At 68.6% G+C, this 24,472-nt stretch carries 22 protein-coding genes and 1 tRNA gene; 9 read left to right on the top strand and 14 right to left on the bottom strand.

Annotated elements, in window-relative coordinates; genetic code table 11:
• Positions 1–122 precede the first annotated feature (122 nt).
• The 4 genes from JNB50_RS00665 to JNB50_RS00650 are packed head-to-tail and all read left to right on the top strand — an operon-like array spanning position 123 to position 4,997.
• Positions 123–1,424 (top strand): ABC transporter substrate-binding protein, encoded by a 1,302-nt coding sequence (locus JNB50_RS00665; protein WP_208038187.1) that lies wholly within the window; start codon positions 123–125, stop codon positions 1,422–1,424.
• A 59-nt stretch (positions 1,425–1,483) separates the two neighbouring features.
• Positions 1,484–2,455, top strand: a complete 972-nt coding sequence (locus JNB50_RS00660) for a carbohydrate ABC transporter permease (RefSeq protein WP_208038186.1) — start codon at positions 1,484–1,486, stop codon at positions 2,453–2,455.
• Complete coding sequence (locus tag JNB50_RS00655; RefSeq protein WP_243767848.1) at positions 2,455–3,291, top strand: carbohydrate ABC transporter permease; 837 nt, start codon at positions 2,455–2,457, stop codon at positions 3,289–3,291. The genes JNB50_RS00660 and JNB50_RS00655 overlap by 1 nt, the downstream gene beginning before the upstream one ends.
• An 8-nt stretch (positions 3,292–3,299) precedes the next feature.
• Positions 3,300–4,997 carry a beta-galactosidase gene (locus tag JNB50_RS00650; protein ID WP_208038185.1) on the top strand — a complete coding sequence of 566 codons (1,698 nt, stop codon included), beginning with the start codon at positions 3,300–3,302 and terminating at the stop codon, positions 4,995–4,997.
• 79 nt (positions 4,998–5,076) lie between these two features.
• Here JNB50_RS00650 and JNB50_RS00645 read toward each other — a convergent pair whose 3' ends face one another.
• Together JNB50_RS00645 and JNB50_RS00640 are read right to left on the bottom strand one after the other, a co-directional pair.
• A complete protein-coding gene (locus tag JNB50_RS00645; protein WP_208038184.1) occupies positions 5,077–5,343 on the bottom strand; it encodes a hypothetical protein in 267 nt (88 codons plus the stop codon).
• Between the two features lie 70 nt (positions 5,344–5,413).
• Positions 5,414–6,040 carry a TetR/AcrR family transcriptional regulator gene (locus tag JNB50_RS00640; protein WP_208038183.1) on the bottom strand — a complete coding sequence of 209 codons (627 nt, stop codon included), beginning with the start codon at positions 6,038–6,040 and terminating at the stop codon, positions 5,414–5,416.
• 108 nt (positions 6,041–6,148) lie between these two features.
• Here JNB50_RS00640 and JNB50_RS00635 point away from each other — a divergent pair, with 108 nt between their 5' ends.
• Positions 6,149–7,168, top strand: a complete 1,020-nt coding sequence (locus JNB50_RS00635) for an aldo/keto reductase (protein ID WP_208038182.1) — start codon at positions 6,149–6,151, stop codon at positions 7,166–7,168.
• Positions 7,169–7,505: 337 nt separating this feature from the next.
• On the opposite strand, the gene JNB50_RS00630 is transcribed toward JNB50_RS00635, so the two are convergent.
• Positions 7,506–8,198, bottom strand: a complete 693-nt coding sequence (locus JNB50_RS00630; RefSeq protein WP_208038181.1) for a M23 family metallopeptidase — start codon at positions 8,196–8,198, stop codon at positions 7,506–7,508.
• Between the two features lie 840 nt (positions 8,199–9,038).
• On the opposite strand from JNB50_RS00630, the gene JNB50_RS00625 reads away from it, so the two are divergent.
• From JNB50_RS00625 to JNB50_RS00610, 4 genes are read left to right on the top strand one after another with little or no spacing between them, the layout of a single operon-like run.
• Positions 9,039–9,206, top strand: a complete 168-nt coding sequence (locus JNB50_RS00625; protein WP_208038180.1) for a hypothetical protein — start codon at positions 9,039–9,041, stop codon at positions 9,204–9,206.
• Between the two features lie 21 nt (positions 9,207–9,227).
• Entirely contained in the window at positions 9,228–9,869 is a 642-nt protein-coding gene (locus JNB50_RS00620) for a hypothetical protein (RefSeq protein ID WP_208038179.1), read from the top strand.
• Positions 9,870–9,880: 11 nt separating this feature from the next.
• Positions 9,881–10,528, top strand: coding sequence for a hypothetical protein (locus tag JNB50_RS00615; RefSeq protein WP_208038178.1), 648 nt, complete (start codon positions 9,881–9,883; stop codon positions 10,526–10,528).
• Between the two features lie 14 nt (positions 10,529–10,542).
• Positions 10,543–10,854 (top strand): hypothetical protein, encoded by a 312-nt coding sequence (locus JNB50_RS00610; RefSeq protein WP_208038177.1) that lies wholly within the window; start codon positions 10,543–10,545, stop codon positions 10,852–10,854.
• 744 nt (positions 10,855–11,598) lie between these two features.
• Here JNB50_RS00610 and JNB50_RS00605 read toward each other — a convergent pair.
• The 11 genes from JNB50_RS00605 to JNB50_RS00555 all read right to left on the bottom strand — a co-directional run bounded on the left by JNB50_RS00605 (position 11,599) and on the right by JNB50_RS00555 (position 24,423).
• Entirely contained in the window at positions 11,599–13,233 is a 1,635-nt protein-coding gene (locus tag JNB50_RS00605) for a PQQ-binding-like beta-propeller repeat protein (protein ID WP_208038176.1), read from the bottom strand.
• Positions 13,230–13,835 carry an RNA polymerase sigma factor gene (locus JNB50_RS00600; RefSeq protein ID WP_208038175.1) on the bottom strand — a complete coding sequence of 202 codons (606 nt, stop codon included), beginning with the start codon at positions 13,833–13,835 and terminating at the stop codon, positions 13,230–13,232. Before JNB50_RS00600 ends, JNB50_RS00605 begins: the two co-directional genes overlap by 4 nt.
• Before the next feature lie 547 nt (positions 13,836–14,382).
• A tRNA-Pro gene (locus JNB50_RS00595) sits at positions 14,383–14,459 on the bottom strand.
• A gap of 236 nt (positions 14,460–14,695) precedes the next feature.
• The gene (locus JNB50_RS00590; protein WP_208038174.1) at positions 14,696–16,336 is read right to left on the bottom strand and encodes a chitinase; all 1,641 of its coding nucleotides are present in this window, start codon (positions 16,334–16,336) and stop codon (positions 14,696–14,698) included.
• Complete coding sequence (locus JNB50_RS00585; protein WP_208038173.1) at positions 16,336–18,663, bottom strand: glycosyltransferase family 2 protein; 2,328 nt, start codon at positions 18,661–18,663, stop codon at positions 16,336–16,338. Before JNB50_RS00585 ends, JNB50_RS00590 begins: the two co-directional genes overlap by 1 nt.
• 207 nt (positions 18,664–18,870) lie before the next feature.
• Positions 18,871–20,376, bottom strand: coding sequence for a ribosome biogenesis GTPase Der (gene der / locus JNB50_RS00580; RefSeq protein WP_208038172.1), 1,506 nt, complete (start codon positions 20,374–20,376; stop codon positions 18,871–18,873).
• Positions 20,369–21,061: a (d)CMP kinase gene (gene cmk / locus JNB50_RS00575; protein ID WP_208038171.1), complete on the bottom strand. Its 693-nt coding sequence runs from the start codon at positions 21,059–21,061 to the stop codon at positions 20,369–20,371. The genes der and cmk overlap by 8 nt, the downstream gene beginning before the upstream one ends.
• Positions 21,058–22,146: a prephenate dehydrogenase gene (locus JNB50_RS00570; protein WP_208038170.1), complete on the bottom strand. Its 1,089-nt coding sequence runs from the start codon at positions 22,144–22,146 to the stop codon at positions 21,058–21,060. Before JNB50_RS00570 ends, cmk begins: the two co-directional genes overlap by 4 nt.
• Before the next feature lie 121 nt (positions 22,147–22,267).
• Entirely contained in the window at positions 22,268–23,029 is a 762-nt protein-coding gene (locus JNB50_RS00565; protein ID WP_208038169.1) for a pseudouridine synthase, read from the bottom strand.
• The gene (gene scpB, locus JNB50_RS00560; RefSeq protein ID WP_208038168.1) at positions 23,019–23,633 is read right to left on the bottom strand and encodes an SMC-Scp complex subunit ScpB; all 615 of its coding nucleotides are present in this window, start codon (positions 23,631–23,633) and stop codon (positions 23,019–23,021) included. The genes JNB50_RS00565 and scpB overlap by 11 nt, the downstream gene beginning before the upstream one ends.
• Complete coding sequence (locus JNB50_RS00555) at positions 23,623–24,423, bottom strand: ScpA family protein (RefSeq protein ID WP_208038328.1); 801 nt, start codon at positions 24,421–24,423, stop codon at positions 23,623–23,625. The genes scpB and JNB50_RS00555 overlap by 11 nt, the downstream gene beginning before the upstream one ends.
• Positions 24,424–24,472: the final 49 nt, after the last annotated feature.

Raw genomic sequence — 24,472 nt, 5'->3', positions numbered from 1 at the left:
ACCGCCGTTGGTCCACCGATGCGCGTTGACCGGCCGACACTCACGATGTATTGTTCCACACCAATGGCTAAACGTTTATCTTGCAAACGTGCGCCGCTCCCCTCTCAGTGAAGGAAACAGCGATGAAGCTCCCCAGACGATCCACCCTGCGCACGCTCGCCGCCCTGGCGACCGTGGCGGTCGCGGCCGCCGGACTCTCCGGCTGCGCCTCGGGCGGCCAGAGTTCCGACACCTCGTCTCCGATCGAGTTCTGGGGCTGGGCGCCCGGTTACAAGGAGGCCGCCGCCCTCTGGAACAAGACGCACGACCAGAAGGTGAAGTTCCAGACCATCGCCTCCGGCAGCGCCGGCGGCTACACGAAGATGCAGGCGGCGGTGAAGGCGGGCAACGGCCCGTGCCTCGCGCAGGTCGGCAACGAGTCCATCCCGAGCTTCGTGCTCGACGGGATGCTCGTCGACATCTCCAAGGAATCGGCGAAGTACGACTCCGACTACAGCGCTTCGGTGCGCTCGGCGATGAAGGTCGGCGGCGGCGTGTACGGCATCCCCGTCGACACCGCCCCGATGGGGATGTTCTATCGCACCGACGTGTACAAGAAGTTCGGGATCACGCCTGCGGCCACCTGGGATGAGTTCGTGAAGCAGGCGGCGCAGGTGCACGCGGCCGACCCGAACACCTACCTGAGCTCGTACGACCCCTCCTCCGCCAGCGGCTGGGGATCGTTCGCGCAGCAGGCAGGCGGCACGTTCTTCTCCACAGAGGGCGACGCCTGGAAGGTGACCGTGGACTCCCCGGCCACCCGCCAGGTCGCCGCAGTCTGGCAGCAGCAGCTCGACGCCAAGACCACGAAGGTCGAGCAGTCCGACACCCCTGACTGGTACCAGGAGGTTCAGAACGGCACAATCGCCACGGCCTTCGAGCCGGTCTGGTGGGCTGGGATCCTCGAAGGCTCGGCCGCCGACTCGGCGGGCAAGTGGGCCGTGGCGCCGCTGCCGAACCATTCGGCCGACCAGAAGAGCACCGGGACCTCCGGCGGTTCCGCGACCTCGGTCCTGAAGGGCTGCACGAACGTCCAGGGTGCCGTCGACTTCGCCAACTGGATGAGCACCGACACGGACGCGATGTCCATCCTGATCGACAAGGCAGCGCTCTTCCCGGCGTCCACCACGGGCCAGCAGAACCCGGCCCTGCAGAAGGGCGTCGACTTCTTCGGCGGACAGAAGATCTTCCAGGAGTTCACCGCGTACGCGAAGACCATCGACCCGCATTGGCAATACGGTCCCCTGAACACCGAGACCAACTCGGCGATCAAGGACGCCTTCACGGGCGCCGCCACCGGCACGGGCACTCTGACCGACGGTCTCGCGGCCGCGCAGAAGGCCGTCCTGGCCGCGGTCAAGGCGAAGGGCCTCAGCACCAAGTGAGCACCACCGCCGGCCGTCGCGCACGACGGCCGGCGGTCCGCTTTCCGAGAGGACGAAGCATGACGACCACCCTCGGCCGACCGGCCACCCCCGCCGCGCCTCCTGTCGCACGCCGCAGAAACGGGTTCACGGCGATGAAGCGCTCGAAATGGCGCGCCATCGTGCTGCTGCTCGCGCCGTTCCTGGCGCTCTACGTGCTGGCCTACGCGATTCCGCTCTGCTACGCGGTCTACGAGAGCTTCTTCACCGAGAAGCGCTCCGGTCTCGGTTTCGGCGCCCCCGAGCGCGTCTTCGCGGGCTTCGGCAACTACGTCAAGGCGCTCGGGATGCCCGAGTTCACCTCCGGCATCTGGCGCGTCCTCCTGCTCGGCGTCGTGCAGGTGCCGCTCATGCTCGTGATCGCACTGCTGCTCGCGCTCGCGATCGACGCGCTCGCCAACCGGTTCGCCGCCTTCATGCGGCTCGTGTCATTCCTGCCGTACGCGGTGCCGGGCGTGATCGCGGCGATCCTCTGGGCCTTCCTCTACCTGGGAGGCACCAGCCCGTTCGTCCGTGCGCTGCAACCGCTCGGGGTGAACCTCGACTTCCTGTCGGGCGGCACGATCCTGTGGTCGATGGCCAACATCATCACCTGGACCTGGACCGGCTACAACATGATCATCATCTACTCGGCGCTCAAGGCGGTCCCGCGGGAGCTGTACGAGGCGGCGTCCATGGACGGCGCCGGCCCCATCCGCACCGCGTGGAGCATCAAGATCCCGCTCGTCGCACCGGCCCTCACCCTCACCGGCGTCTTCTCGATCATCGGAACGGTCCAGCTCTACAACGAGCCGATGCTGCTCCGGCCGTTCTCCTCCGCGATCGACGCCAACTACACGCCGAACATGACCGTGCAGAACGTCGCGTTCTCACTCAACGACTACGGTCTCGCGGCGGCGATGGCCGTGCTCCTCGCCCTCGGGACGGCCGTGCTGTCGTTCGGCTTCATGCGTCTCTCCGGCGCGATGACCGCACGGAAGGCGGCCAACTGATGCGGGCATCCGTCAACAAGATCCTGCTGCGCGGCGTACTGCTGCTCGGCGCGGTGTACTTCCTGCTGCCGATCTGGTGGCTGATCGTTTCGGCGACGAAATCGAGCACGCAGCTGTTCGGCAGTCCGCCGTTGTGGTTCGCGAACGGGTTCGCGCTGTTCGACAACATCCGCGACATCCTGACCACCCAGGACGGGCTGTTCGGGCGCTGGCTGCTCAACACCTTCCTCTACGCCGGGGTCGGCGCAGCGGGGGCGACGCTGTTCAGCGCGGCGGCGGGCTATGTGCTCGCCAAATACGAGTTCCGCGGGCGGGAGGCGATCTTCGTCGCCATTCTCGCCTCCGTGCTCCTGCCGGCCGCGCTGTTGGTCATCCCGCTGTATCTGCTGTTCTCGCAGCTGGGCATCATCAACACCATCTGGGCCGTGCTCATCCCGAGCGTGGTCAGCCCGTTCGGCGTCTTCCTCTCGCGCATCTACGCCAAGGACTCCATCTCGGACGACCTCATCGCGGCGGCGCGCGTCGACGGCGCCGGCGACCTGCGGATCTTCTTCACGATCTCCCTGCGCATCATGTCGCCTGCGCTCATCACGGTCTTCCTGTTCTCGTTCGTCGGGATCTGGAACAACTTCTTCCTGCCGATGGTGACGCTCACCGACAACTCGCTGTGGCCCGTGACCCTCGGCCTGTACTTCCTGAACAGCCAGCCCAGCCAGATGAACTACAACCTGGTCATCACCGGCGCGCTGCTCTCGACCATCCCGCTGATCATCGCGTTCTTCGGGTTGCAGAAGTTCTGGCGTGCCGACCTCTCGGCCGGCGCGATGAAGATGTGAGGATACCCATGACCGAAACGACACCCGTCTACTCGGGCGCCGCCCACTACTTCCGCACGCTCCCCGAGCAGTGGTCGCACCGTCTGCGCTCGCTGCACGCGATGGGCCTCGACACCGTCGAGACCTACCTGGCCTGGAACGTGCACGAACCCGTCGAGGGCGACTGGCGGCGGCTCGACGACATCGAACGGTATCTCGACGCGGCGGCCGAGGAGGGCCTGCGTGTGATCGTGCGGCCGGGGCCGTACATCTGCGCCGAGTGGGACAACGGCGGACTGCCGTCGTGGCTGACGGCGCGCGCGGGTCGCTTCGTGCGCACGGCGCATCCGGTGTTCTTGGAGCCGGTGCGGCGCTACCTGGACGCGGTGGTCCCGCGGTTCGCCGGGCATCCCGCCCTCTCGATGGTGCAGGTGGAGAACGAGTACGGCTCGTTCGGCACCGACGCCGAATACCTGGCCGCCCTGGCTGACGGGCTGCGTGAGCGCGGCGTGACCGTCCCGCTGGTGACCAGCGACGGCCCGACGGACATCATGCTGACCGGCGGGACGGTGCCCGGCATCCGCGCCACCGTGAACTTCGGCTCGAATCCCGCCTCGGCATTCGCCGCGCTCGCCATGCACCGCCCGGACGACGAGCCGTTCTGCATGGAGTTCTGGAACGGCTGGTTCGACCACTGGGGCGCCCCGCGCGTGACACGCGACGTGGGCTCGGCGACGGCCGCGCTGTCCGGGATCCTCGACGCCGGCGCATCCGTCAACCTGTACATGGCGCACGGCGGCACCAACTTCGGCACGGGGGCGGGCGCGAACCACCACCTGCTCGACGGCGTCGACGCATTCCTCCCGACCGTCACCAGCTACGACTACGACGCGCCCCTCGACGAGCGCGGGGCTCCGACCGAGAAGTTCGTCGCCTTCCGCGAACTCTTCGCTCGGGCACGGCCCGCAGCCGAGCTGCCGCCCCTCCCCACGCTGCCTCCGCTGATGCCGGAGCAGCGGGTCGCGCTCACCCGGACCGCCGAGGTCGTCTTCGAGGACCTCGGCTCGTCCCCCGTGCCGGCCAGCTTCGAGGAACTCGGCGTCGACCACGGTCTGGTCGCCTATCGCCTTTCCATCCCCGGTCCACGCGCGCCCGAGCCGTTGGAGGTGCGCGACGTGCGCGATCGCGCACACGTCTACGTGGACGGCGAGCTGCACGGCATCGTGGACCGCGGCGGCGATGGGATGCTCCCTCCGGTCGGAGCTCCCGCCGAGGTCACCGTGATCGTGGAGTCGATGGGCCGCGCGAACTACGGCCCGCGCCTCGGGCAGCACAAGGGGCTCGGCGGCGTGTTCCACGGCATCCAGCAGCTGAACCGCATTCACCACTCCGCCCACCGCCTCCCGGGCGATCCCCCGGCGCTCGACTCGGCTGCCTGGTCAGCCACGGCGGGCAGCCAAGCGCTGCCGCGGTACTACGCAGGAACCGCCGAGCTCGCCGAACAGTCGGACGGCTACCTCGAGGTGCCCGGCGGTAAGGGCTACGTCTGGGTCAACGGCTTCTGCCTCGGGCGCTACTGGAATCGCGGCCCGCAACGACGGCTGTACGTGCCGTGGCCGATCACGCGCCCCGGAACGAACGAGATCGTGGTGCTGGAACTGGACGGCCTCGACGAGCACGCGGTGACGCTCCACTCCGCTCCCGATCTGGGGCCGAGCGGGGCGTGACAGTCCACGGCATTCCGCCCGGACGGAGGTGCTTCACGGAGAGCGGTGCTCGGCTCGCGGAAGTGCTGCGGCGGGGCGGCTACCGCGCGTTGTCCTCGATGACGTTGCGCACGGCGGCCACCGCGAGGTGCAGCATCCCACCGAGGACGCCCAGCGCACCGATCGCGTTCCCGAAGAGGAAGTAGCCGGCCGCACCTCGCGGATCCGCGCCCATGGTCGCGATGGCGAGGAAGTAGAGGACGGCGGCGGCGATCAGCGCGACGACGTAGATCGCGACGAGCACCGTGAGCGGGAGGTTGGGGCCGCGTCGTGAGCGGGCGGAGGGCCGAGAAGCGCGATCGGACATGGCTGGATGCTACAACGCGGAGTCATCGCGTGGTCATCGCGAGCGGCCTCGACGGGTCCGGTTCCAGCGCCTATACGCTCTTCGTGGTCAGCCCGTCGAGCAGGATGCCGACCATCGGGTTCTCGGTCCCATCGTCCCTGTCGCCCTCATCGCCCCTGTCACTCTCATCGCCCCTGGCGCCCTCGGGGCCGCTGTCGGCGAGCCGGCTGAGAGCGTAGATCACGTCCTCGGCACGGATGCCCGGCCGGATGGTGCCCGCAGCGGCGCCGTCGTCGAGGATGCGCTGGACTTTCGGGGCGAGCACGCCGATGAACTGCCCGGGCAGCGGGGCGTACGCCGGGTCGCCGGAGTGCAGCGCGCTGGCGAAGCCGTGCTTCGTCGCGACGAAACGCGCCAGGCTGTCCGCCCAGCGACGGAGCGCCTCGGCGGGCGGGAACTCGGCGCGCAGCCGGTCCGCTTCTGCGGCGGTCGCATCGAGTTCGTGGCGGAAGACCGCGATGATCAGGTCCGACCGCTGCGGGTAGTTGCGGTAGATCGTGCCGACCCCGACCCCCGCGCGGGCGCTGATGTCGCGCATCGGCGCATCCACGCCGAGTTCGGCGAATGCCGCCTTCGCCGCGGCGAGCACCGCCTCGGTGTTGCGGACAGCGTCGGCACGCTTGCGCCGGGGCGCGACGTCGTTCTCCGCAGCGGTCATCACATCCTCCAGTAGACAAACGGAACATCGTTCCGTATAGTTGCGGACGAGTGTTCCGCTTATCTGAGCCTATCGCGTCCGGAGGCGGGAGCACAGTCTGGAGGAACCATGAAGTACCGCCCGCTCGGCCGCACCGGCATCCAGGTCTCGCCTTTCGCCCTCGGGGCGATGATGTTCAGCTCGTTCGGCAACAGCGACCAGGCCGACGTCGACCGGATGGTGGCACGCGCCCTCGACGCCGGCATCAACCTCGTCGACACCGCCGACGCCTACGGCGACTCCGAGGAGATGGTCGGACACGCCATCAAGGGGCGCCGTGACGACGTCGTCCTCGCGTCGAAGTTCGCGCGGCCGATCGGCGACGACCCCAACCACCGGGGCGGCTCGCGGCGCTGGATCATGACGGCCGTCGAGAACTCGCTGCGCCGGCTCGGGACCGACCACCTCGACCTCTACCAGATGCACCGGCCCGACCCGGCGACCGACATCGAGGAGACGCTCTCGGCGCTCACCGACCTGGTCCGCAGCGGCAAGGTCTGCGCGATCGGCTCCTCGGACATGCCCGCGTCCGAGATCGTGGAGGCGCAGTGGACCGCCGAACGGCGCGGCCTGGAGCGATTCCGCGTCGAGCAGCCGCACTACTCCCTCCTGGATCGCGCCATCGAGCGCGAGGTGCTGCCGACGGCGCAGAAGTACGGCATGGGCACGGTCATCTGGAGCCCGCTCGCGAGCGGCATGCTCACCGGCCGCGTCCGCCGCGGCCAGGAGAGCGACCTCCGCCGCACACAGATGTTCGCGGCCCTGCGCGACGAACGCCGCATCGACGCCGTTGAGCGATTCATCCCACTCGCGGAGGAGGCGGGCTTGTCGCTGACCCACCTCGCACTCGCGTTCGTCATCGCGCACCCCGGCGTGACCGCCGCCCTCATCGGACCACGCACGATGGACCAGCTCGACGACCTCCTCGGGGCCGCCAACGTGCAGCTCACGGACGACCTCCTCGACCGGATCGACGCGATCGTCCCGCCGGGAACTGGTGTGGGGCGGATGGACCAGGAGTACAACACGCCTGCGATCGTGGCCGCCGCGCTGCGCCGGCGACCGGCGGAGGAGCGGGCGGCGGCGTAGGTCCGGGGGCGCGCGGAGGGCTCAAGGCATCTCCACGGTCGTCACCAGGCTGCGCCCACCCGCTCCCCCGAACGCCGGCCCTCGCTGCGCTCGGGTCGGCGCCCGGGGCCCCTCCAGCGACGACGACTGGGTGGTTCGCGCCTACCGTGAGGCAGGGATGGGGCCACCGTGGCTGCTCGAGTACAAGGACGGTAAGGTCGTCGGCCCGAAAGAGCCGAAGGTTCCGCCAGTGCCTTGCCATGAGGCGTGAGAGCAGCGCCTCACTGCTGGCAACGACGAAATGGCCCCCAGACCACCAGGTGGCGGGCCGGGGCCATTTCGAATGTCGAGCTGCCTGCTAGGGAGCCGATGGCGCCGTGATGAGTCGGAAGCTCCCGAGCGTACTTGTCCAGGCAGGTTCCCCGAATACCGAAACCTGGGTCAGCCCTGCGGCGACGAGGTTATCGACGACCATAGCTTCGTACTGGTTGAGGTACCGATACTCCATCCGAACGTTGTCAACTGCTGCGAGCATTCCATTGCCCTGATACTTCCAGTACTGCACGTCTTGTTCTCCCTTATGGTTAGGTGTTGCGGGAACGCCAATGTACTTTTCGAAGTCGACGTTCGATCCGTTCAGTTTCAGTGATATGTGCAGGTGCGCGCCGGTTGATGCTGAGCCAGTGTTACCGGACTTGGCGATTACCTGGCCCTGAGCGACCTGGTCACCCGCGCTCACGAGCAGCGCCGAGTTGTGGAGGTATTCCGTGACCACGCCGCCGCCGTGGTCCACGCGCACGGTGTTTCCGGCTTCGCCCCAGAAGGCGGACATCGTTACGGTTCCGGCTTTGACAGCAAGGACGTCTGTGCCGACCGGACAGTCGTAGTCGGTGCCCGGGTTGACGGATCCGCGAAGGACGTGAGCATTGAAGTTGTCAGTTACGTGACGCCACTTCAGAAGCGGATAGATGATTCCGAGCGCGTTCGCTGATGCGGACAATGCGCCAACTCCCGAGAGCTGGCCGACCGCGATTGCTGTGGTCGCAGCCACACCTCCCACGAAGACGCGCCGGCTTAGTTCATGTGGCTTCTCGATTGTGTGCCCCCCTTCCGAGATGGGCAGGTATCCCCGCCTCCCCGTGAGCTATCGGCACACGCGCTGCGTCCGTAAGTGCGATGCCCAACACGCGGAGGAGCCTCGCTGCCCCTCTGATGAACGCCCGCCCACAATCCAGTTCCGAACAGCAGAGGACGCATCGTGGACACGCTCGACTGCGTGTGCTCTGTAGGCCGGCGCATTGCTGAGAGGGCTGCACTACGGGCTTTCTATCGGAACTGGCGGTAGCGACCTCAGTCATCGTCATCAACAACGACCCACCGCTATGGGAGACCCTGCTCCAACTCGTCGCCGCTGCCGTTGCAGTGGGCATCGCAGTGTGAGGATTCCGCGTTGAGCTCCGCCGCCGCGAGGCGCGAGCTGAGGACGACGGCAGAGCGCTGCGACGCGCCGAGCGCCTCAGATGGTGCTCTAGCAGCACACTTGGGATTGGGCGGCAACGACGTCGTCTCACAGACGCGGATCGAGTTGGTCAACACGGACTCTCAACCCGGTGTACGACGTGGCTGTTGATCCGGTGACTCTGAATCGTGGCCCCGAGAACGCGACATGACGCTCGTGCCCATAGTGGCGACGCGCCAGCAGCTGGCACTGATGTCCTGCCGCGGTTGGACCGCTCATTCCCGCATGACGCGGTATCTGGTCGACGGCAGAGCCTCGACTTCCTAGGCTTGCGCGGACAGCACGCACCCTGATCTGGGGGTGCGACCACACGGGCGGCTGGGCCGCTGGTACGGATACCGTGGACTGGCTGTTCTATCGGAAAGCGAGGGGGTGGTAGACGCTCGGCGAGACTGGCGACTGATCTCGAGTGCCATCATCATCGCCCTGCTCATCCTCGTCGGACTCGTCGTGATCGACACGCTCCGCAGCGAACAGCGCAGCGCCCCGACCAGCCACACCCACTCGACCGCAACTGCCACCAGCGACACCGACCATTGACCGGAAGGCCACACGACCGCAATGCGCCGCCGCACCAAAGTTCTGATCGCCACCACCGCGGCCGTGCTCGTCCTCGCTAGCCTGGCCGGCGGCAGCTTGGTGTTCATGCAGTCGGTCTCCGACGGGATCCACCTCGCCACGGCGGCCGCCCCGACGGAGGTTCCGACCGCGGTAGCCACGCCGCTCGACGAGGAAGCCGCCGCGAAGCTCGCCTCAGACAAAGCCGCCAAGGGGCTCACTGCCGGCGCGGTCCTCACGACCGACCAGGCGAAAGCGATCGGCCACTACTGGCAGGGCAACCTGCTCCCCTACAAGATGGCCGACGGCACCCAGGTGCTCGTCGCCCGAGATCAGCCGTTGCCCGAGAGCGTGAAGGCGGACGCGGGCAAGCAGGTGTTGGCTGCCGCGCAGAAGGATGCCGCAGCGAATGACTATGGCAACGGGGACGTCGAACAAGCGGTCAAGACCCTGTCCAGCGCAACAGGCCGGCCCGTCGTCGTCGTAGCTCATGTCCAGCTGGCTCTCGCGCCAGCGATGGACACAATCGGCTGGGCTTGGGTGTCCACCGCGCTCGGCGGCGGCAAGCAGTTCCCCGACTCCGCATCAGCTGTCGCCGCGACACAGGCTGCCAAGCCCGGCGCCACCATCATCGTCAGCCCGTGAAGGAACATCGCATGCCCCGCCGCCGCACCCTCATCGTGACCTCGGTCGCCGTCGTCGCTGTCGCCGCTATCGGCGTCGGCGTGTGGGCGTTCACCGACACGCTCAACGCGTCGCTCCACATCGCGGGGGGTCCCACCGCGGCAGCGGAGAAGACGCCGACCGCAGCCCCTACTCCGGTCGACGAGGAAGCCGCCGCGAAGCTGGCCGCCGAGACGGCAGCCCGAGGTCTCACCGTTGGCACCGTCCTCACCCCTGACCAGGCCAAGGTGATCGGCCACTACTGGCAGGGAAACCTGATCCCCTACAAGATGGCCGACGGTAGCCAGGTGCTGATCTCCCGCGACCAGCCGCTGCCCGAGAACGTGAAGGCGGACGCTGGCCGAAAGGTGACCGCCGCGGCCAACGAGTCCGCCAACTCGGGTGACACGCTGAACGGCGCCGTCGAGCAGGAGTCCAAGAAGATCTCATACGCGACGGGCCACCAGGTTATCGTCGTGGCGCATGTCTTCACGGCGCTGGCTCCGGCGTTCGAGACCACGGGGTGGACCTGGATGACCACGCTGGGCGACGGCGCCCAGTTCGGTGATGCAGCTACGGCCGCTGCGGCAGTCCAGTCCGTTGCCCCGGCCAAGGGCGCCGAGATCATCGTCAGCCAGTGAACGGGGAGCCCCGTATGCACCGCCGCACCAAAGCCCTCATCGCCACCGGCGTCACCGTCGCTGTTCTCGCCGCCCTCGGAGCAGGTGCCCACGTGCTCATCGACTCAACGAACGCGTCGTTCCATATCGCCGCTAGTCCACCCGCGGCGGAGGGAAGACGATTCGCCGCGGCCGTCACCGGCACGGAGCGCGAGGCGGCCCTCGAGCAATGGCTACGCAGCGACGTGGCCGCGGCTGCGGGTGCGCTCGACGCTGACCCAGAGTCCGGGATCTCCGCCGTCGACGTCCGCGCCCAGATGGCGGCAAAACGGTCGACCGGCCGATGATCGTCCGCTTCCGCAACAATGACGCGAACCCTGAGGGTCCTGTTTCAGAGTGGGGTTTCGAGGGAGTCCTCGCCGCCCTAGAGAGGGGCGACATTGAGGACTGGTCGCGGCTGGCTGCGGCCGTGAGGCAGGACCCGCGGGGCGACGTGGCGGAGACGCTGGAACAGGCCCTCTGCGTGGCTGCCGATGAGGCGCCGGGCGCGGTGGCTCTCGTTGGGAAGGTCCTGCGCGACGCGCGATACCCGGACCAAGTTGAGCGCGCGCCCCGGGTCTGTCCCGCGTGTGGGGTTGAAGTTCCGTTTGCGTGACAGCCCGTCCCGCAGGCGCCGCGCCGGACGGGCCGGCAACGCACCGTTCGACGCCTGCGGGACGCGGCACCGCGTAGGGCGAGCCGGGGCGTCGGCGAGGAGCGCCAGCGACGAGCCGATGAAGGTCACAGGTTGAGGAAGCGGCCCGTCGATCGTTCCAGGGCCCGACTGGTCTCGAGATACCCCATCGTCGTTGACGCCTGAGTATGCCGGGCCTGCAACATGAGGTCCTCGAGGCTTGCTCCGTGGTCAGCCGCTTCGGACAGGTGCCCGCGGCGGGCTCCGTGCACGGAGAGCTGGACGGCTGAGACGCCCGCCGCGGCGCAGCGGTACTGGAAGATCCGATTGACGGATTCGCCCGTCAGTGGTCGCGAACCCTGGCGGCCCGCCCCGTGTCAGGACCTTCGCGCGTAGAGAACTCTCCGTGCGGTCTCTGTCAGCCGATCGGCTCGATGTGGTTGCCGAGCTGCCGGACAAGTACTCCGCCCGCGAAGTACCACCGTTCGTCTCGGTCCACGGTGATGTTCCACAGTTCCCGCCCGTCTCGACGGTCAAACGCGCTACCGGTTCCGCCGGGATCAGCAGCTCCATTCACATAGGTGGCTTCAGTGCCGAACAGGGGCCATCCGCCTTCGTGATCCTGGAGGGGCGTCGGCGCGCCCGTTTCACGGTCGACCGAGCACGTCTGCCACGGCCCCAGCACCAGCACGATCGAGTTGCGACTGTCGTCCGCCTCGATGTCGGGCCCTCCGTTCGCCCAATACCAACCCGCGAGACCGCAGTGGGTCACGTCCGCGGTCATCTTGGGGCTGCCTGTCACGGCGTCGAAGTGAGTCAAGGTATGTGGCGTCACGAGGGCGAATTCGCCGGAGGACATTCCTTGGTCGGATACGAACGACCCCGGCTGACGCGCGATGGTCCGCACGACAGAGATGGAGGAGCCCTGCTCGAACGGCTTGGTCCAAAGCGTTTCGCCGGTTCGTCTGTCGATGCCCGCCACGGTCCCCGGGATGCCCGAGATGAAATCGCGGTATTGCACGACCACTGTGTCGCTCATCCGCGCGTCGGCGTACGCAGCGTCGCTCGGGACGTCGTTGCTGAGTTCCCCGGTGCTGAGGTCGAGCAGTGCAGAGCGCCAGCCGAGGGTGGGGCTCCGGTAGGAGTACGACACCAGTCCGTCGGACACGAACCCGACGTCGGCCCGACCGGTTTCGACGGCCGGAATCGTGGTCTTCCATTTTGCCGAGGCGAAGTCACGTGGATCGATACGCTGCACATCGATTGCGGTCATGGTCCCGGCGGCGTCGAGCACGGGCTGTGACCAGATGACGTCCCCGGACGGCCCCCAGACCGGGCTGATCCGCCAGTTCGGATACTTGCCGAGGTCGTTCGGCAGGGTCGCGATCGTGGAGCCGGTGGCGAGATCGATGATGTCGCGGGGCCCCGTGGTTCCGCTCTCGTCCATGAGGACTGCTCTATTGGAGGTCCCGAGGATCGAAAGGAAGGTGCCGTACCCCTTGTCGCTCTCCCACTGCCAGCTGCGGGACCAGACCACTCGCCCGCTGGTGGTATCCATCATGCTCAGCGAGGCGACACCCTTCCCGATGGGGCAGCCGTCGTGAGCGGGTCCGAGATTCGATCCAACGCTGAATAGGGCCAAACCGTCAGCGATGTCGTAGGTCTGGATTTGCTGACATGCGTATTGGTAGCCCGGGAGATCCGCCACCCAGCTTGGGCTTTTCGGGATGGATGTCACATCATGCAGAGTGATCGGCGAGGCCTGCACCGCAATCGACCGTTGCGTGGGCGTCGGTGTCGGTGTGGGCGTCGGCGTGACCGTCTGCGTCGGTGTGGGGACGGGGGCGGGAGGGGTGTCGCCTCCGCCGAGATGGATCACGCCGGTGAGGGCGAGCGCGGCGGTTCCGCCGGCGAGGAGGATCGCGACTGCGGAGAGGAGGCTGGTGAGCAGGATCTGGAGGCGCTTGCGGCGGCGCGGCTCGTCGGCGACGGTATCGAGCAGCAACTGCCGGATGGCGGCGCTGCGCTCGGGGGAGAAGTCTGTGGTGCTCATCGTGCACCTCCTTCGAGGATCGTTGAGTCGGTGATCGGCGTCTGCGCGAGTGGCGAGGCCAGTTCTGCGAGGCGCTTGCGAGCGCGGGAGAGGCGCGACTTGACGGTGCCTTCCGGCACGCCGAGCGCGTCGGCGGCCTGGGTCGTAGTGAGTTCCTCAAGCAGACAGAGCGTGATGACGTCCTGGTCCTTCTTGCTCAGCTGCGCGAACACCTCCCGGACCTGGCGGTCGCGGCCTGCGCCGTCGAGCGTCTCGTCGACGGTCGGGGCGTGGTCGGCCTGGTGGTCCGGGGCGGGCAGCTTGGAAAGGGCGCTCCGGTACCTGCGGAGCCCTCGAGTGTGATTGCGCACCACATAGTTGGTGGTGACGAGCAGCCAGCCGATGATGGACCCGTCGACAAGCCGGACCGATTCGCGCTTGCGCCACGCCTCCATAAAGACGATGGCGGTGACGTCCTCGGCGTCGTGCGGCTCGCGCACCAGTCTCAGCGCGTGGCCGAAGACGCGGTCGCGGTGGCGGTCGAACAGCGACGCGAACGCGGGGCCGCCCCCGCCGCGCGCCGCCGACCAGGCCGCGGCCTCGTCGAATTCATCCGTGCTCATACCCTCTACTGTCCAGACCGGCCCGGATGGTTCCATATCGGATGCACCGGCAGTAGCAGGCAGGACTCCCCGGATCCGATGTCGCTGTCGGGTGCGGTATGGCCGCCCATCAGCCAACGACCCGCCGGCGCTACGCTTCGGACCCAGTTTGGTCCCGTGAGTGGATCGGCGAGCGTGCCCTCCGCGAACGCGCCGCCATCGTCGAGGCCGGGGGTCATCTTCCAAGACTTTCTGAGTCGCCCTGCTTCCGCCATCCCCCATTCGCGGCGACGAGGCGCCCAACGACCAGAAACCTTGCTGGACACTTCGAACCCTGCAGCTGGTGAAGGGTTCGCAATAGCTAGACATGGCGGTGGCCGCCCACGCACAGTAGAACGAGAAAGGCCCAACTGGCTTGAGAAGTGACAGTCGGTCAGAAGTTCGAGGTCCGTTAGCAGGCACTAGTCACAGCCGCTGAGTGTGGCCAGGGCATAGCAAGAGCAGGCCCGCAAATCGGGCCCGCACGGACACAAGAAAACCCCGGAAACCGTTGAGTTTCCGGGGTTTTTGGTCGGGCTGACAGGATTTGAACCTGCGACCCCTTGACCCCCAGTCAAGTGCGCTACCAAACTGCGCCACAGCCCGTTGCTGTCCCACCCAGGCCGGGGGGCGCCAAATGAGACAACTCGACTATCTTAGCGTGCTGGCGGGGCCGGTCGTGACCAACCCGAAAGCCACAGTGGGCCCCGCCAGCACCGGCGCCGCGCACACCCCTCCCGACGAGCGGTGAGGCGCGGGCACCACGGACGTCCCGCCCCGCAGCGGTTGGTCCGAGTGGGTCGGTGACGGGATGCGCGGGGAGGCAGCATCCCGCCACCGAGTCACTTCTGGGCGGTACCACCGCCCAGAATCGTGTCGATCTCGTCCTGGGTGAGCGGGGCCCAGGGGGACGAGTCGGGGTTCGCGCTGGCCGCCTCCGGGCTGTCGCCCTGCGTCCACCACTTGGCCTCGAACGGCACGCCGTCGAAGAGCACGCGGGCGCCCTTGTCGTACGGCGTCTCGCCCGACCAGTTCGGGTAGGTGCCGGCCGGGAGGGTCGGTTGCGGGATCGGGGTCTCGCCGGGCAGCACAGGGCCGACCAGCTCCCACGGAGTCTCCCATGCGTTGAGGACGGGGTTGTCCGGCACATCGCCCTTGGTCCACCACTTGGCCTCGTAGACGTTGTGGTGCCAGGTGACCTTGGTGCCCTTGAGGTACGAGTTGGTGGGGGTCCAGATCCCATACGGCGAGTGGGCGGGGTCGTCGGCGGTGGCGGCGGAGGTCGGCTCCGCGGTGGTCACGGCGCCCTCGCCCAGCGCGATGCGGCCGTCGAAGCCCTTCGACAGCAGGCCGGCGAAGGTCTGCTTGCCCTGGTTCACGCCGCTGCAGGCATCGGAGACGACGGTGAGGTCGACGTAGTTCGAACCGCAGGTCTTGTCGCGGTTCGCCGACCACATCGACATCCGGCCGATGCCCGTGGACACCGCCCAGGCGTTGAGGGCCTTGGCGTCGGCGAGGCTGAAGATCTGCCCCTGGTCGTCGTTCTGGCCGATCATCGGGGTGGCGCCGATCTTCGCCCACAGGCTCGGGTCGGACTGGTGGATGCCTGCGCGGTTGTAGAGCACGCCCAGCTGCCGCTGCGCGGCCGTGAGTGCGGCTTCCGAGGCCTCCGCCATCGAGTCTTTGGCGTCCTTGGAGTTGCCGTAGTCCATGGTCATCACGTTGACACCGGCGAGGTCCACCTTGGCCTTCAGCATGGCCGCGATGGCGTTGGTGCCATCGGTGGTCATGCCGGTCGGCGACACCGGGAGGGTCAGCCAGACGGCGAGGCTCTTGCCCGCTGCCCGGCGCTCCTGCTGCAGTTGCGCGATGACGGTGGCCCTGCGGGAAGAGGCGTCCGCGTTCACCAGGCCGTCGCCCTCCAGGTCGAGGTCGATGGTCCCCACCTTGTAGCGTTCGACGACCGAAGCGTATGCCGCCTTCAAGGCCGAGGCGTCGGTGCAGCCGACGGCGAGCTCGTCGTTCGCCAGTCCGCCGAACGACACCGCGACGTCTCCGCCCTGCTGCTGCAGGCGGGCGATCCGGCGGTCCAGGTCGAGCGAGCCGCGCGCCTGGTCCATCGTGTACGCGCCGCCCCAGGAGGGTGTGCACGCGTTCGACGGGCTGGAGACGACGAACGACAGCACAGCGTCCTTGGTGGAGGTCGAGCCCAGGTTCTCGAAGGCGTACTTCGGGGTCGCGGTCACATCCACGAAGGAGGCGAACCACGGCTTCACGTCGACGGAGGCGCGGGCGCTCCACCACTGGAATCCGACGACACCGCCGGAGATCACGACGACCGCGACCAGAGCCGCGCCGATCACACGCCACGGCGAGAGGCGCCGGCCGGAGTCCGACTCGGGAGCCTGCAGCCGGTCCGTCTGAGCCGCGGCAGCGTCCGCGGCGGCAGCCGTCCTGGCGGCCTTCTTGTCGGAGCGAGCCATCAGGCGGCCTGCTTCTGGTCGTCGGAGACGGGCGCGGCCGAGGCTGCGACGGCGTCATCCCGCAGCGCGGTGCGCTCCAGGTGCGGCACCTCGCCGCCGGCGTGGCCGTGGTAGAGCACCGAACGCCAGTCGATCGACTCCGTCACGGGGGCGGAGGCCGGGGCCGACGCCTTGCGCTTCTTCTCCACGTAAAGCGGCTTGGTCAGGCCGAGCCAGATGTCGACGATCGAGTTCCCGATGCCGATGTAGGCGACCAGCGACCAGATCGCGAGGGTGGCGTTGAACGCGGCGAACGCGGCGTTGCCCCAGTTGTGCGCGTTCCAGTCGCGCCACAGGGTGAACAGCGAGAACGCAATGATCGCCATCGGCGCGATCACGTACAGCAACGGCGAAGCTGTGCGGTTCTTGACCTTCGGCGTGCGGGCGAACGGGATCTTCTTGCCGGTCAGCGACTGCTGGATCGACTTGAGCACGCCGGCGAGGTTCACCGGCAGCAGGATCAGGTTGAAGCCGTAGATCCGGAAGATGTCGGTCGCCTTGTAGCCCGAGTAGCGGAGGTCGCTGGCCTGGCTGATGAAGTACGGCAGCGCGGCCAGGAGCACCATCGGGCTCAGCAGACGGCCGTCGTACGGGTACGCCAGCAGGAACACCAGCCCGAAGCTGGCCCAGCAGATGGAGGCCATGTAGTTCACGCGCAGCAGAAGCTCGATGCGCGACACGTTCTCGCCGCGACGCTTGCGCTCGCGGACCTGCTTCCACAGCTTCGGGAGGATCAGCAGGCCGCCGTTCGCCCAGCGGCGACGCTGCACGATCAGCGAGCCGAAGTCGGGCGGGGTGGCGGAGTAGCTGAGGCGCTCCGGGTAGTTGACGAGCGTCCAGCCGTGGGTGCCGAGGTCGATGCTCGACTCGGTGTCCTCGATGACGGTGCGGTCCTGGATGTACCGGCGCACCTCGAAGCCGCCGACCCACTCGGTCTCGACGATGTCCTCCAGCGCGCGCTTGCGGATCACCGCGTTGGCTCCCACCCAGAAGGTCGCGCCGTAGTAGCTCTTGCCCTGGTGCAGGATGTGCTGGATGTCGGTCGTCGCGCCGGCGAGGCGCTCGATGCGCGTTCCGGCGCCGCGGAACGAGGAGTACGGCGTCTGCGTGACCGCGACGCGGGCGTTGTCCGGCTGCTGCAGGAGGTACGTCAGCCGCAGGCAGTACTCGCGCAGCAGGATGGAGTCGGCGTCCAGGGTCAGCAGGAAGTCGCTGTCCGGGATCTCGATGTCACCTGGCTTGCGGGAGCCGGCGGGAACAGGGCTCAGGATCGGGCCGTCCGGCGTCTGCTCGACGCGGTAGGTCCCGCCCATCAGACCGATGAAGGCGTTCAGGTTCATCGCCTTGTTGGCCTCGTGCGACAGGGAGGCCCACTTCTTGCGCTCGAACACCATGAGCTCGGCATCGAACGTCCACGCCAGGCGGCGGTAGAGCTGGGCGACCCGCTCCGACGAGAGCTCTGCGCCCTCCGCGACGGCGGCCTTCACGGCCTCCGCCGTCAGCGCCAGCTCGTCGCCGAGGGCGCGGAGCACCTGGTCGGCGAAGAAGACGTCGACGTGGTCGTCGATTCCGTGCGCGTCCGCCTGGGCGTACAGCCACTCGGCGGCCCAGCGGTAGTGCTCCGCCAGCTCGAGGGCGGCCTCGTCCGTGACGAAGGCGCGCTCGTCGCCGAGCTCGTGCCGCATCAGGGCGTCGGTGAAGCGGAACCGCGGCTCGGCGAGCTGACCGGTGATGCTGTCGGCGAGGTCGCGGGTGGCGTTCAGCTTCGCGGCGACGGCCGGGTCGGTCGGGTTCGGGTTGTCGTCGACCAGCAGCACGACACGCATGGAGGGGAACTCCTGCAGCGCGGCGGAGAGCAGCGTCATCCGCACGACCTCCGGCTCCTCCGCGTAGGAGGGCACGAGCACCGTGATGGACGGCTGGTTCTGCGCGAAGTGCCGGTCGAGCTCGGCGCGCGGAACACGCACGTGCTTCTGGAAGCGCTGCAGCGCACCCTGGCGAGCCACCAGGTACATCAGCGCGGAGAAGGTGAGGAAAGTGACGACGACGGTGTAGCCGATGGCTTCCATCGTGAACCGGAAGTCCTGCGTGCCGAGCACCAGGAACTGACGGATGATCGTCGTCACGACGTAGATGGCCCAGAAGACGATGGTCGCGACGATGGCGACACGGCTCCAGGTGATCTTGCGATCGGAGGGCTTCGGGTGGACGGTCGGAAGCGGTTCGGTGCGGCGCTCGGAGCCCCACTGCCGTTTCCGGGCAGGCGAATATGTACTTGTAGAACTCATGGTCGGGTATGCGTCCTCAATGGACAGAGCCCGCGTCTTCGGGTAACGCGGTCGGGTAGCTCCGTCGGTTGTCCACAATAGTGAGGACTTTCCGGGGTACAAATACCCCCAATGAGGTCGCCCCTTCATTGGGGGTGACGCGTCACCGAACGTTCACCTCGGAGGCCGGCGCGTCCGCTTGACGAGCCGGCCCGAGCAGAGGTCTGGTTAACGCTTGCGCTTCTCGCGAACCCGCATGTTCAGCACGATCGGAGAGCCCTCGAAGCCGTACACCTCGCGCAGGCGGCGGATGATGTACCGGCGGTAGCCGGGGTCGAGGAAACCCGTGGTGAACGTCACGAATGTCGGCGGCCGGCTCGACGCCTGCGTACCGAACAGGATGCGCGGCTGCTTGCCGCCGCGGACCGGGTGCGGGTGCGCCGCGGTGAGCTCCGCGAGGAATGCGTTGAACTTGCCCGTCGGGATGCGGGTGTCCCACGACTCGAGCGCGAGCTCCAGCGCCGGTACCAGCTTCTCGAGGTGGCGCCCGGTGCGGGCGGAGATGTTGACGCGCGGCGCCCACGACACGTGGGCCAGGTCCTGCTCGATCTCGCGCTCGAGGTACCGGCGGCGTTCGTCGTCGAGGAGGTCCCACTTGTTGAACGCCAGCACGAGTGCGCGGCCCGACTCCAGCACCAGGTCGATGATGCGCACGTCCTGCTCGCTGATCGGCTGGGAGACATCGAGCACGACGACCGCGACCTCCGCTTTCTCGAGCGCGGTGGAGGTGCGCAGCGACGCGTAGAAGTCGGCGCCCTGCTGCAGGTGGACGCGGCGGCGGATGCCGGCGGTGTCGACGAAGCGCCACACCTTGCCGCCCAGCTCGACCTGCTCGTCGACGGGATCGCGCGTGGTGCCGGCGAGCTCGTTGACGACGACGCGCTCCTCCCCCGCCGCCTTGTTGAGCAGCGACGACTTGCCCACGTTCGGACGGCCGACGATCGCGACGCGGCGCGGGCCGCCGACTTCGTGCTTGGCGACGGCCGAGACCTCCGGCAGCGCCTTCAGGATCTGGTCGAGGAGGTCGGCGACGCCACGGCCGTGCAGCGCCGAGACCGGCCACGGCTCGCCGAGGCCCAGCGACCACAGTTCGGTCGCGTAGGGCTCCTGACGCGCGTCGTCCACCTTGTTGGCGGCGAGGAAGACCGGCTTCTTCGTCTTGCGCAGCAGGCGGACGACGTGCTCGTCGGTGGAGGTCGCCCCCACCGTCGCGTCGACGACGAACATCACGGCGTCGGCCAGGTCGATCGCGACCTCGGCCTGCGCGGCGACGGAGGCGTCGATGCCGCGGGCATCGGGCTCCCAGCCGCCGGTGTCGACGACCGTGAACCGGCGCCCGTTCCACTCGGCCTGGTACGAGACGCGGTCGCGCGTGACACCGGGGGTGTCCTCCACCACGGCCTCGCGGCGGCCCAGGATGCGGTTGACGAGCGCCGACTTGCCCACGTTGGGGCGACCGACGATGGCCAGCACCGGCAGGGCGGGCAGGTAGGTGATCTCGTCCGGGTTCTCGGTGGCGGTGCCGAGGAGGTCGAGGTCGGTGTCGTCGAGCTCGTACTCCTCCAGACCACTGCGGAGGGCGGCGGCGCGCTGTACGGCCAGGTTGTCGTCCAGCCCCGCCAGGCGCTCGACGAGGTCGTCGGCGCCCGTGGGCTCGTTCTCGATGTCAGACATGGGTCTCTTTCTGTACGACCGCGATGACCGCGTCGACGGTCTGGTCGAAGTCGAGGTCGGTGGAGTCGACGGTGGTCACGCCGTCTGCGGCGTTCATGAAGTCCACGACCCGGGAGTCGGCCGCGTCACGCCTGCGCAGCGCCTCCCCCACGTGAGCGGCGGAATGGCCGGTCAGCTCGGCGGAACGCCTGGCCATTCTAACCTGCTCGTCGGCGGTCAGCAGGATGCGCACGGGCGCATCGGGGCAGACGACGGTGGTGATGTCACGACCCTCGACCACGATCCCCGGCTCGCGGGTGCGCGCGACGATCGACCGGAACAGGCCGGTCAGGAACGAGCGCACCTCCGGAACCCGTGCGATCGCGCTGACGACGGCGGTGACCTCCGGCTCGCGGATGGCTTCGGTCACGTCGTGGTCGCCGACGAACACGTGATAGGTGTCCGGGTCGGTGCCGATGCGGTAGTCGAAGTCGGGCAGCGCGTCGATGACGGTCTCCGCGTCGGTCGGATCGAGCCTGCGCTGCACCACATACCAGCTGAGAGCGCGGTAGGCGGCCCCGGTGTCGAGGTACGCCCAGCCGAGCCGGCTGGCCGTCGCCTTGGACACCGACGACTTGCCGCTGCCGGCGGGGCCGTCGACGGCGACGACGACGGGAGCGTCTGCTGTGTACTGCGGGTCGGTCATCCTGCGAGCCTCCAGCCGCGGTCGGTCAGGTCGGTCACGGTGCGCTGCCACACCTCGGGGAGCACGGCGATCTCGGCCAGGCCGAACGCGGCGCCCGGGGAGTGCTCCAGGCGGAGGTCCTCCAGGTTCACGTCGAGCTCGCCGAGCTCGGCGAGCAGTCTCGCCAGCTCCCCAGGCCGGTCGTCGACCATGACGATCAGGCTCCGGAAGCGCTTGTCCTGGCCGTGCTTGCCGGGGAGGCGCGCGACGCCCACATTGCCGCCGGCGATCTCCTCGGCGATGGCGCGGCGCGAACCGGCGGCGTCGACGTCCTCGAGAGCGGAGAGCACCTGGTCGAGGTCGTCGCGGTAGGCGCGGAGGATCTGCACGATCGCCGGTGCGTTGGCGCCGAGGATCTGCACCCACAGCTCCGGCTCGCTCGCCGCGATACGGGTCACATCGCGGACCCCCTGGCCCGCGAGACCGAGCGCGGCGTCGGTGGAGTCGGCGAGCCGCTTGGCCATCAGCGACGACACGATCTGCGGGGTGTGCGAGACGAGGGCGACGGCGGCGTCGTGGTCGGCCGCGGCCATCTCGATGGGCGTGGCGCCGAGGTCGAGGATGAGCGCCTCCACGAGGTTGACCGCCGAGCGCGGGTTCTCCGGCCGGGCGGACACCACCCACGGGCGCCCGATGAACAGGTCGGCGCGCGCGGCGCTCGGGCCGCCGCGCTCCCGGCCGGCGAGCGGGTGCGATCCCACGTACCGGGAGAGGTCGAGGCCGGCCTCCTGGAGTTCGGCGAGGGGCGCGCCCTTCACGCTGGCGACGTCGGTGACGACCGCCGCGGGATGGGCGGCGAGCTCGTCCGCGACGACGCGCGACACCAGGTCCGGCGGCACGGCGACCACGATCAGCGCCGGCTCCGCTCCCCCGTCGTCCGGTCGCCCCGCGCCGTAGTCGGCGGCCAGCCGCAGGTGGGCGGGCGAGGCGTCGGCGAGCAGGACGTCGACACCGCGGGCGCGCAGCCCGAGCCCGACGGACGCCCCGAGCAGCCCGGCCCCGACGACGCGGACCGGTCCGGCCAGGCGGGAGGCGGATTCATTCACGAATCCACCTTAGTCAGTGCCCGCACCGCGCCCCCGCCCCGCACAGGAGATCCGGCCTGGCACGCGCCGAGATCTCCTGTCGCAGCGCTGAGACAGGAGAAACCGGCAGCCAACTCCTGCCCTATTGCCGCGAGATCGTCAGCAGAGCCCCGAGCTCGTCCTTCGTCAGGTCGCGCATGGCGCCGACCTTCAGCGTGCCGAGGTGCAGTGGGCCGAACTGCCGCCGGACGAGCTCGATCACCGGGTGGCCGACCTCCGCCATCATCCGGCGGACGATCCGGTTGCGCCCCGAGTGCAGGGTGAGCTCCACGAGGCTGTCGCCGCCTCCCGAACGCGACTGCAGCAGGCGCGCCTTGTCGGCCGCGATCGGCCCGTCCTCCAGTTCGACGCCCTTCGTCAGTCGTCCGATGGTCTGCGGCGTGACCGTGCCGCGCACCCGCGCGATGTAGGTCTTCGTGACCCCGAAGCTGGGATGGGCGAGCACGTGGGCGAGCTCGCCGTCATTGGTGAGGATGAGCAGCCCGGACGTCTCGGCGTCCAGTCGGCCGACGTTGAACAGCCGCTCGGGGTAGTCGGCCGTGAACCGGGTGAGGTCGGGACGGCCCTGCTCGTCGCGCATCGAGCTCACCACGCCCACCGGCTTGTTGAGCATGACGTAGCGACGGGAGGTGTCGAGCTGCACGGCGGTGCCGTCGACGGCGACACGGTCGGTCGACGGGTCGACGCGCCGGCCCAGCTCGGTCACCACCTGGCCGTTCACGGTGACCCTGCCGGCCACGATCATGTCCTCGGACACCCGCCGGGAGGCGACCCCGGCCGCCGCCATCACCTTCTGCAGGCGCTCGCCCTGCGCCGCCTCTCCTGCTCCCGCGTTACCGGACATCGTCGAACCCGTCTGCGCCGTCCGCCAGCAGCGGGGAGATCTTCGGCAGCTCCTCGATCGAGTTGATGCCCAGCTGCGTGAGCAGCAAGTCGGTCGTCCCGTAGTTGATCGCGCCGGTCTCGCTGTCGGTGAAGAGCTCGGTGATCAGGCCGCGTCCGAGCAGCGTGCGCACCACGGAGTCGACGTTGACGGCGCGGATGGAGGCGATCGCCCCGCGGCTGATCGGCTGCTTGTAGGCGATCACGGCGAGCGTCTCGAGCGCCGCCTGCGACAGCCGGGTCGGGTTCTGCTGCAGGACGTAGCCGGAGACGACCGCGTCGAACTCGGGCCGCACGTAGACGCGCCAGCCGCCGCCCACCTCCCGCAGCTCGAAGCCGCGACGCAGGCCCGGCCTCCCCTCGGCGTCCGCTTCGCCGTCGTAGTCGGCGACGAGCGCGTCGATCGCCGCCCGCACGCGCGTCACCGGCGCGCCGACCGCCGTCGCCAGCGTGACGACGCTCATCGGCTCGTCGGCCACCATCAGGATGGCCTCCAGGGCGCGCTCGACGTGCGCGTCCTCCACGACTGCCGGCTCGGTCTCCAGCTCGGTTCCGTCAACCGTCATAGTCCGCTCCCAGGTTCGACAGGTTCTCCTCCGACCAGTGCTCGGCCGTCCAGCGCAACGTCAGCTCGCCCAGCGGCTCGAGCTGCTCGAATGCGATGGCCGCGTGCCGGTACAGCTCCAGCACGGCGAGGAACCGCGCGATCACGACGCCCTTCTGCTCGGCTCCGGCGACGAGCTGCCGGAACGACAGCTGGTCGCCGCTGCGCAGCATCCCGACCACCACGGCAGCCTGCTCGCGGATGCTCACGAGCGGCGCGTGCAGGTGGTCGAGTCCCACGACGGGGATCTCGCGCGGCGTCATCGCCAGTGTCGCGAGGGCGGCGAAGTCGTCGGCGGTGAGCGTCCAGACCAGTTCGGGCGTGCGCTGGCGGTACTTGTCCTCCAGGCGCACGGTGCGCGCATGCCGTGACGACTCGGTGTCCAGCTGCGCAGAGAACCACGCGGACGCCTCCTTGAACGCACGGTACTGCAGCAGGCGCGCGAACAGCAGGTCGCGCGCCTCCAGCAGGGCGACGTCTTCCGCGTCGACGAGCTCGCCCTGCGGCAGCAGCCCGGCGATCTTGAGGTCGAGGAGGGTCGCGGCGACGAGCAGGAACTCACTCGCCTCGTCGAGGCTCTGGTCGGCGTCGAGCTGGCGCAGGTACGCGATGAACTCGTCGGTGACCCGGCTCAGCGAGATCTCGGTGATGTCGAGCTCGTGCTTGCTGATCAGCGACAGCAGCAGGTCGAAGGGCCCCTCGAAATCGCCCACCGCCACGCGAAACCCGCTGTCGGCCTCCGCGAGGGGCACCTTGTTGTCGCTCTCGGCCTCCGAAAGCGACGACGACGTGCCCTTCGGG

Source organism: Leifsonia sp. TF02-11 (genome assembly GCF_017565305.1).
In the GTDB taxonomy this organism is placed as follows: domain Bacteria; phylum Actinomycetota; class Actinomycetes; order Actinomycetales; family Microbacteriaceae; genus Leifsonia.
This window is presented reverse-complemented; position numbering and strand designations above follow the sequence as displayed.

What these genes read in the sequence shown, in the direction of transcription:
- JNB50_RS00665 (WP_208038187.1), top strand. Translation starts at nt 123, where the DNA reads ATGAAGCTCCCCAGACGATCCACCCTGCGCACGCTCGCCGCCCTGGCG.
- JNB50_RS00660 (WP_208038186.1), top strand. Translation starts at nt 1,484, where the DNA reads ATGACGACCACCCTCGGCCGACCGGCCACCCCCGCCGCGCCTCCTGTC.
- JNB50_RS00655 (WP_243767848.1), top strand. Translation starts at nt 2,455, where the DNA reads ATGCGGGCATCCGTCAACAAGATCCTGCTGCGCGGCGTACTGCTGCTC.
- JNB50_RS00650 (WP_208038185.1), top strand. Translation starts at nt 3,300, where the DNA reads ATGACCGAAACGACACCCGTCTACTCGGGCGCCGCCCACTACTTCCGC.
- JNB50_RS00645 (WP_208038184.1), bottom strand. Translation starts at nt 5,343, where the DNA reads ATGTCCGATCGCGCTTCTCGGCCCTCCGCCCGCTCACGACGCGGCCCC.
- JNB50_RS00640 (WP_208038183.1), bottom strand. Translation starts at nt 6,040, where the DNA reads ATGACCGCTGCGGAGAACGACGTCGCGCCCCGGCGCAAGCGTGCCGAC.
- JNB50_RS00635 (WP_208038182.1), top strand. Translation starts at nt 6,149, where the DNA reads ATGAAGTACCGCCCGCTCGGCCGCACCGGCATCCAGGTCTCGCCTTTC.
- JNB50_RS00620 (WP_208038179.1), top strand. Translation starts at nt 9,228, where the DNA reads ATGCGCCGCCGCACCAAAGTTCTGATCGCCACCACCGCGGCCGTGCTC.
- JNB50_RS00615 (WP_208038178.1), top strand. Translation starts at nt 9,881, where the DNA reads ATGCCCCGCCGCCGCACCCTCATCGTGACCTCGGTCGCCGTCGTCGCT.
- JNB50_RS00610 (WP_208038177.1), top strand. Translation starts at nt 10,543, where the DNA reads ATGCACCGCCGCACCAAAGCCCTCATCGCCACCGGCGTCACCGTCGCT.
- JNB50_RS00605 (WP_208038176.1), bottom strand. Translation starts at nt 13,233, where the DNA reads ATGAGCACCACAGACTTCTCCCCCGAGCGCAGCGCCGCCATCCGGCAG.
- JNB50_RS00600 (WP_208038175.1), bottom strand. Translation starts at nt 13,835, where the DNA reads ATGAGCACGGATGAATTCGACGAGGCCGCGGCCTGGTCGGCGGCGCGC.
- JNB50_RS00590 (WP_208038174.1), bottom strand. Translation starts at nt 16,336, where the DNA reads ATGGCTCGCTCCGACAAGAAGGCCGCCAGGACGGCTGCCGCCGCGGAC.
- JNB50_RS00585 (WP_208038173.1), bottom strand. Translation starts at nt 18,663, where the DNA reads ATGAGTTCTACAAGTACATATTCGCCTGCCCGGAAACGGCAGTGGGGC.
- der (WP_208038172.1), bottom strand. Translation starts at nt 20,376, where the DNA reads ATGTCTGACATCGAGAACGAGCCCACGGGCGCCGACGACCTCGTCGAG.
- cmk (WP_208038171.1), bottom strand. Translation starts at nt 21,061, where the DNA reads ATGACCGACCCGCAGTACACAGCAGACGCTCCCGTCGTCGTCGCCGTC.
- JNB50_RS00565 (WP_208038169.1), bottom strand. Translation starts at nt 23,029, where the DNA reads ATGTCCGGTAACGCGGGAGCAGGAGAGGCGGCGCAGGGCGAGCGCCTG.
- scpB (WP_208038168.1), bottom strand. Translation starts at nt 23,633, where the DNA reads ATGACGGTTGACGGAACCGAGCTGGAGACCGAGCCGGCAGTCGTGGAG.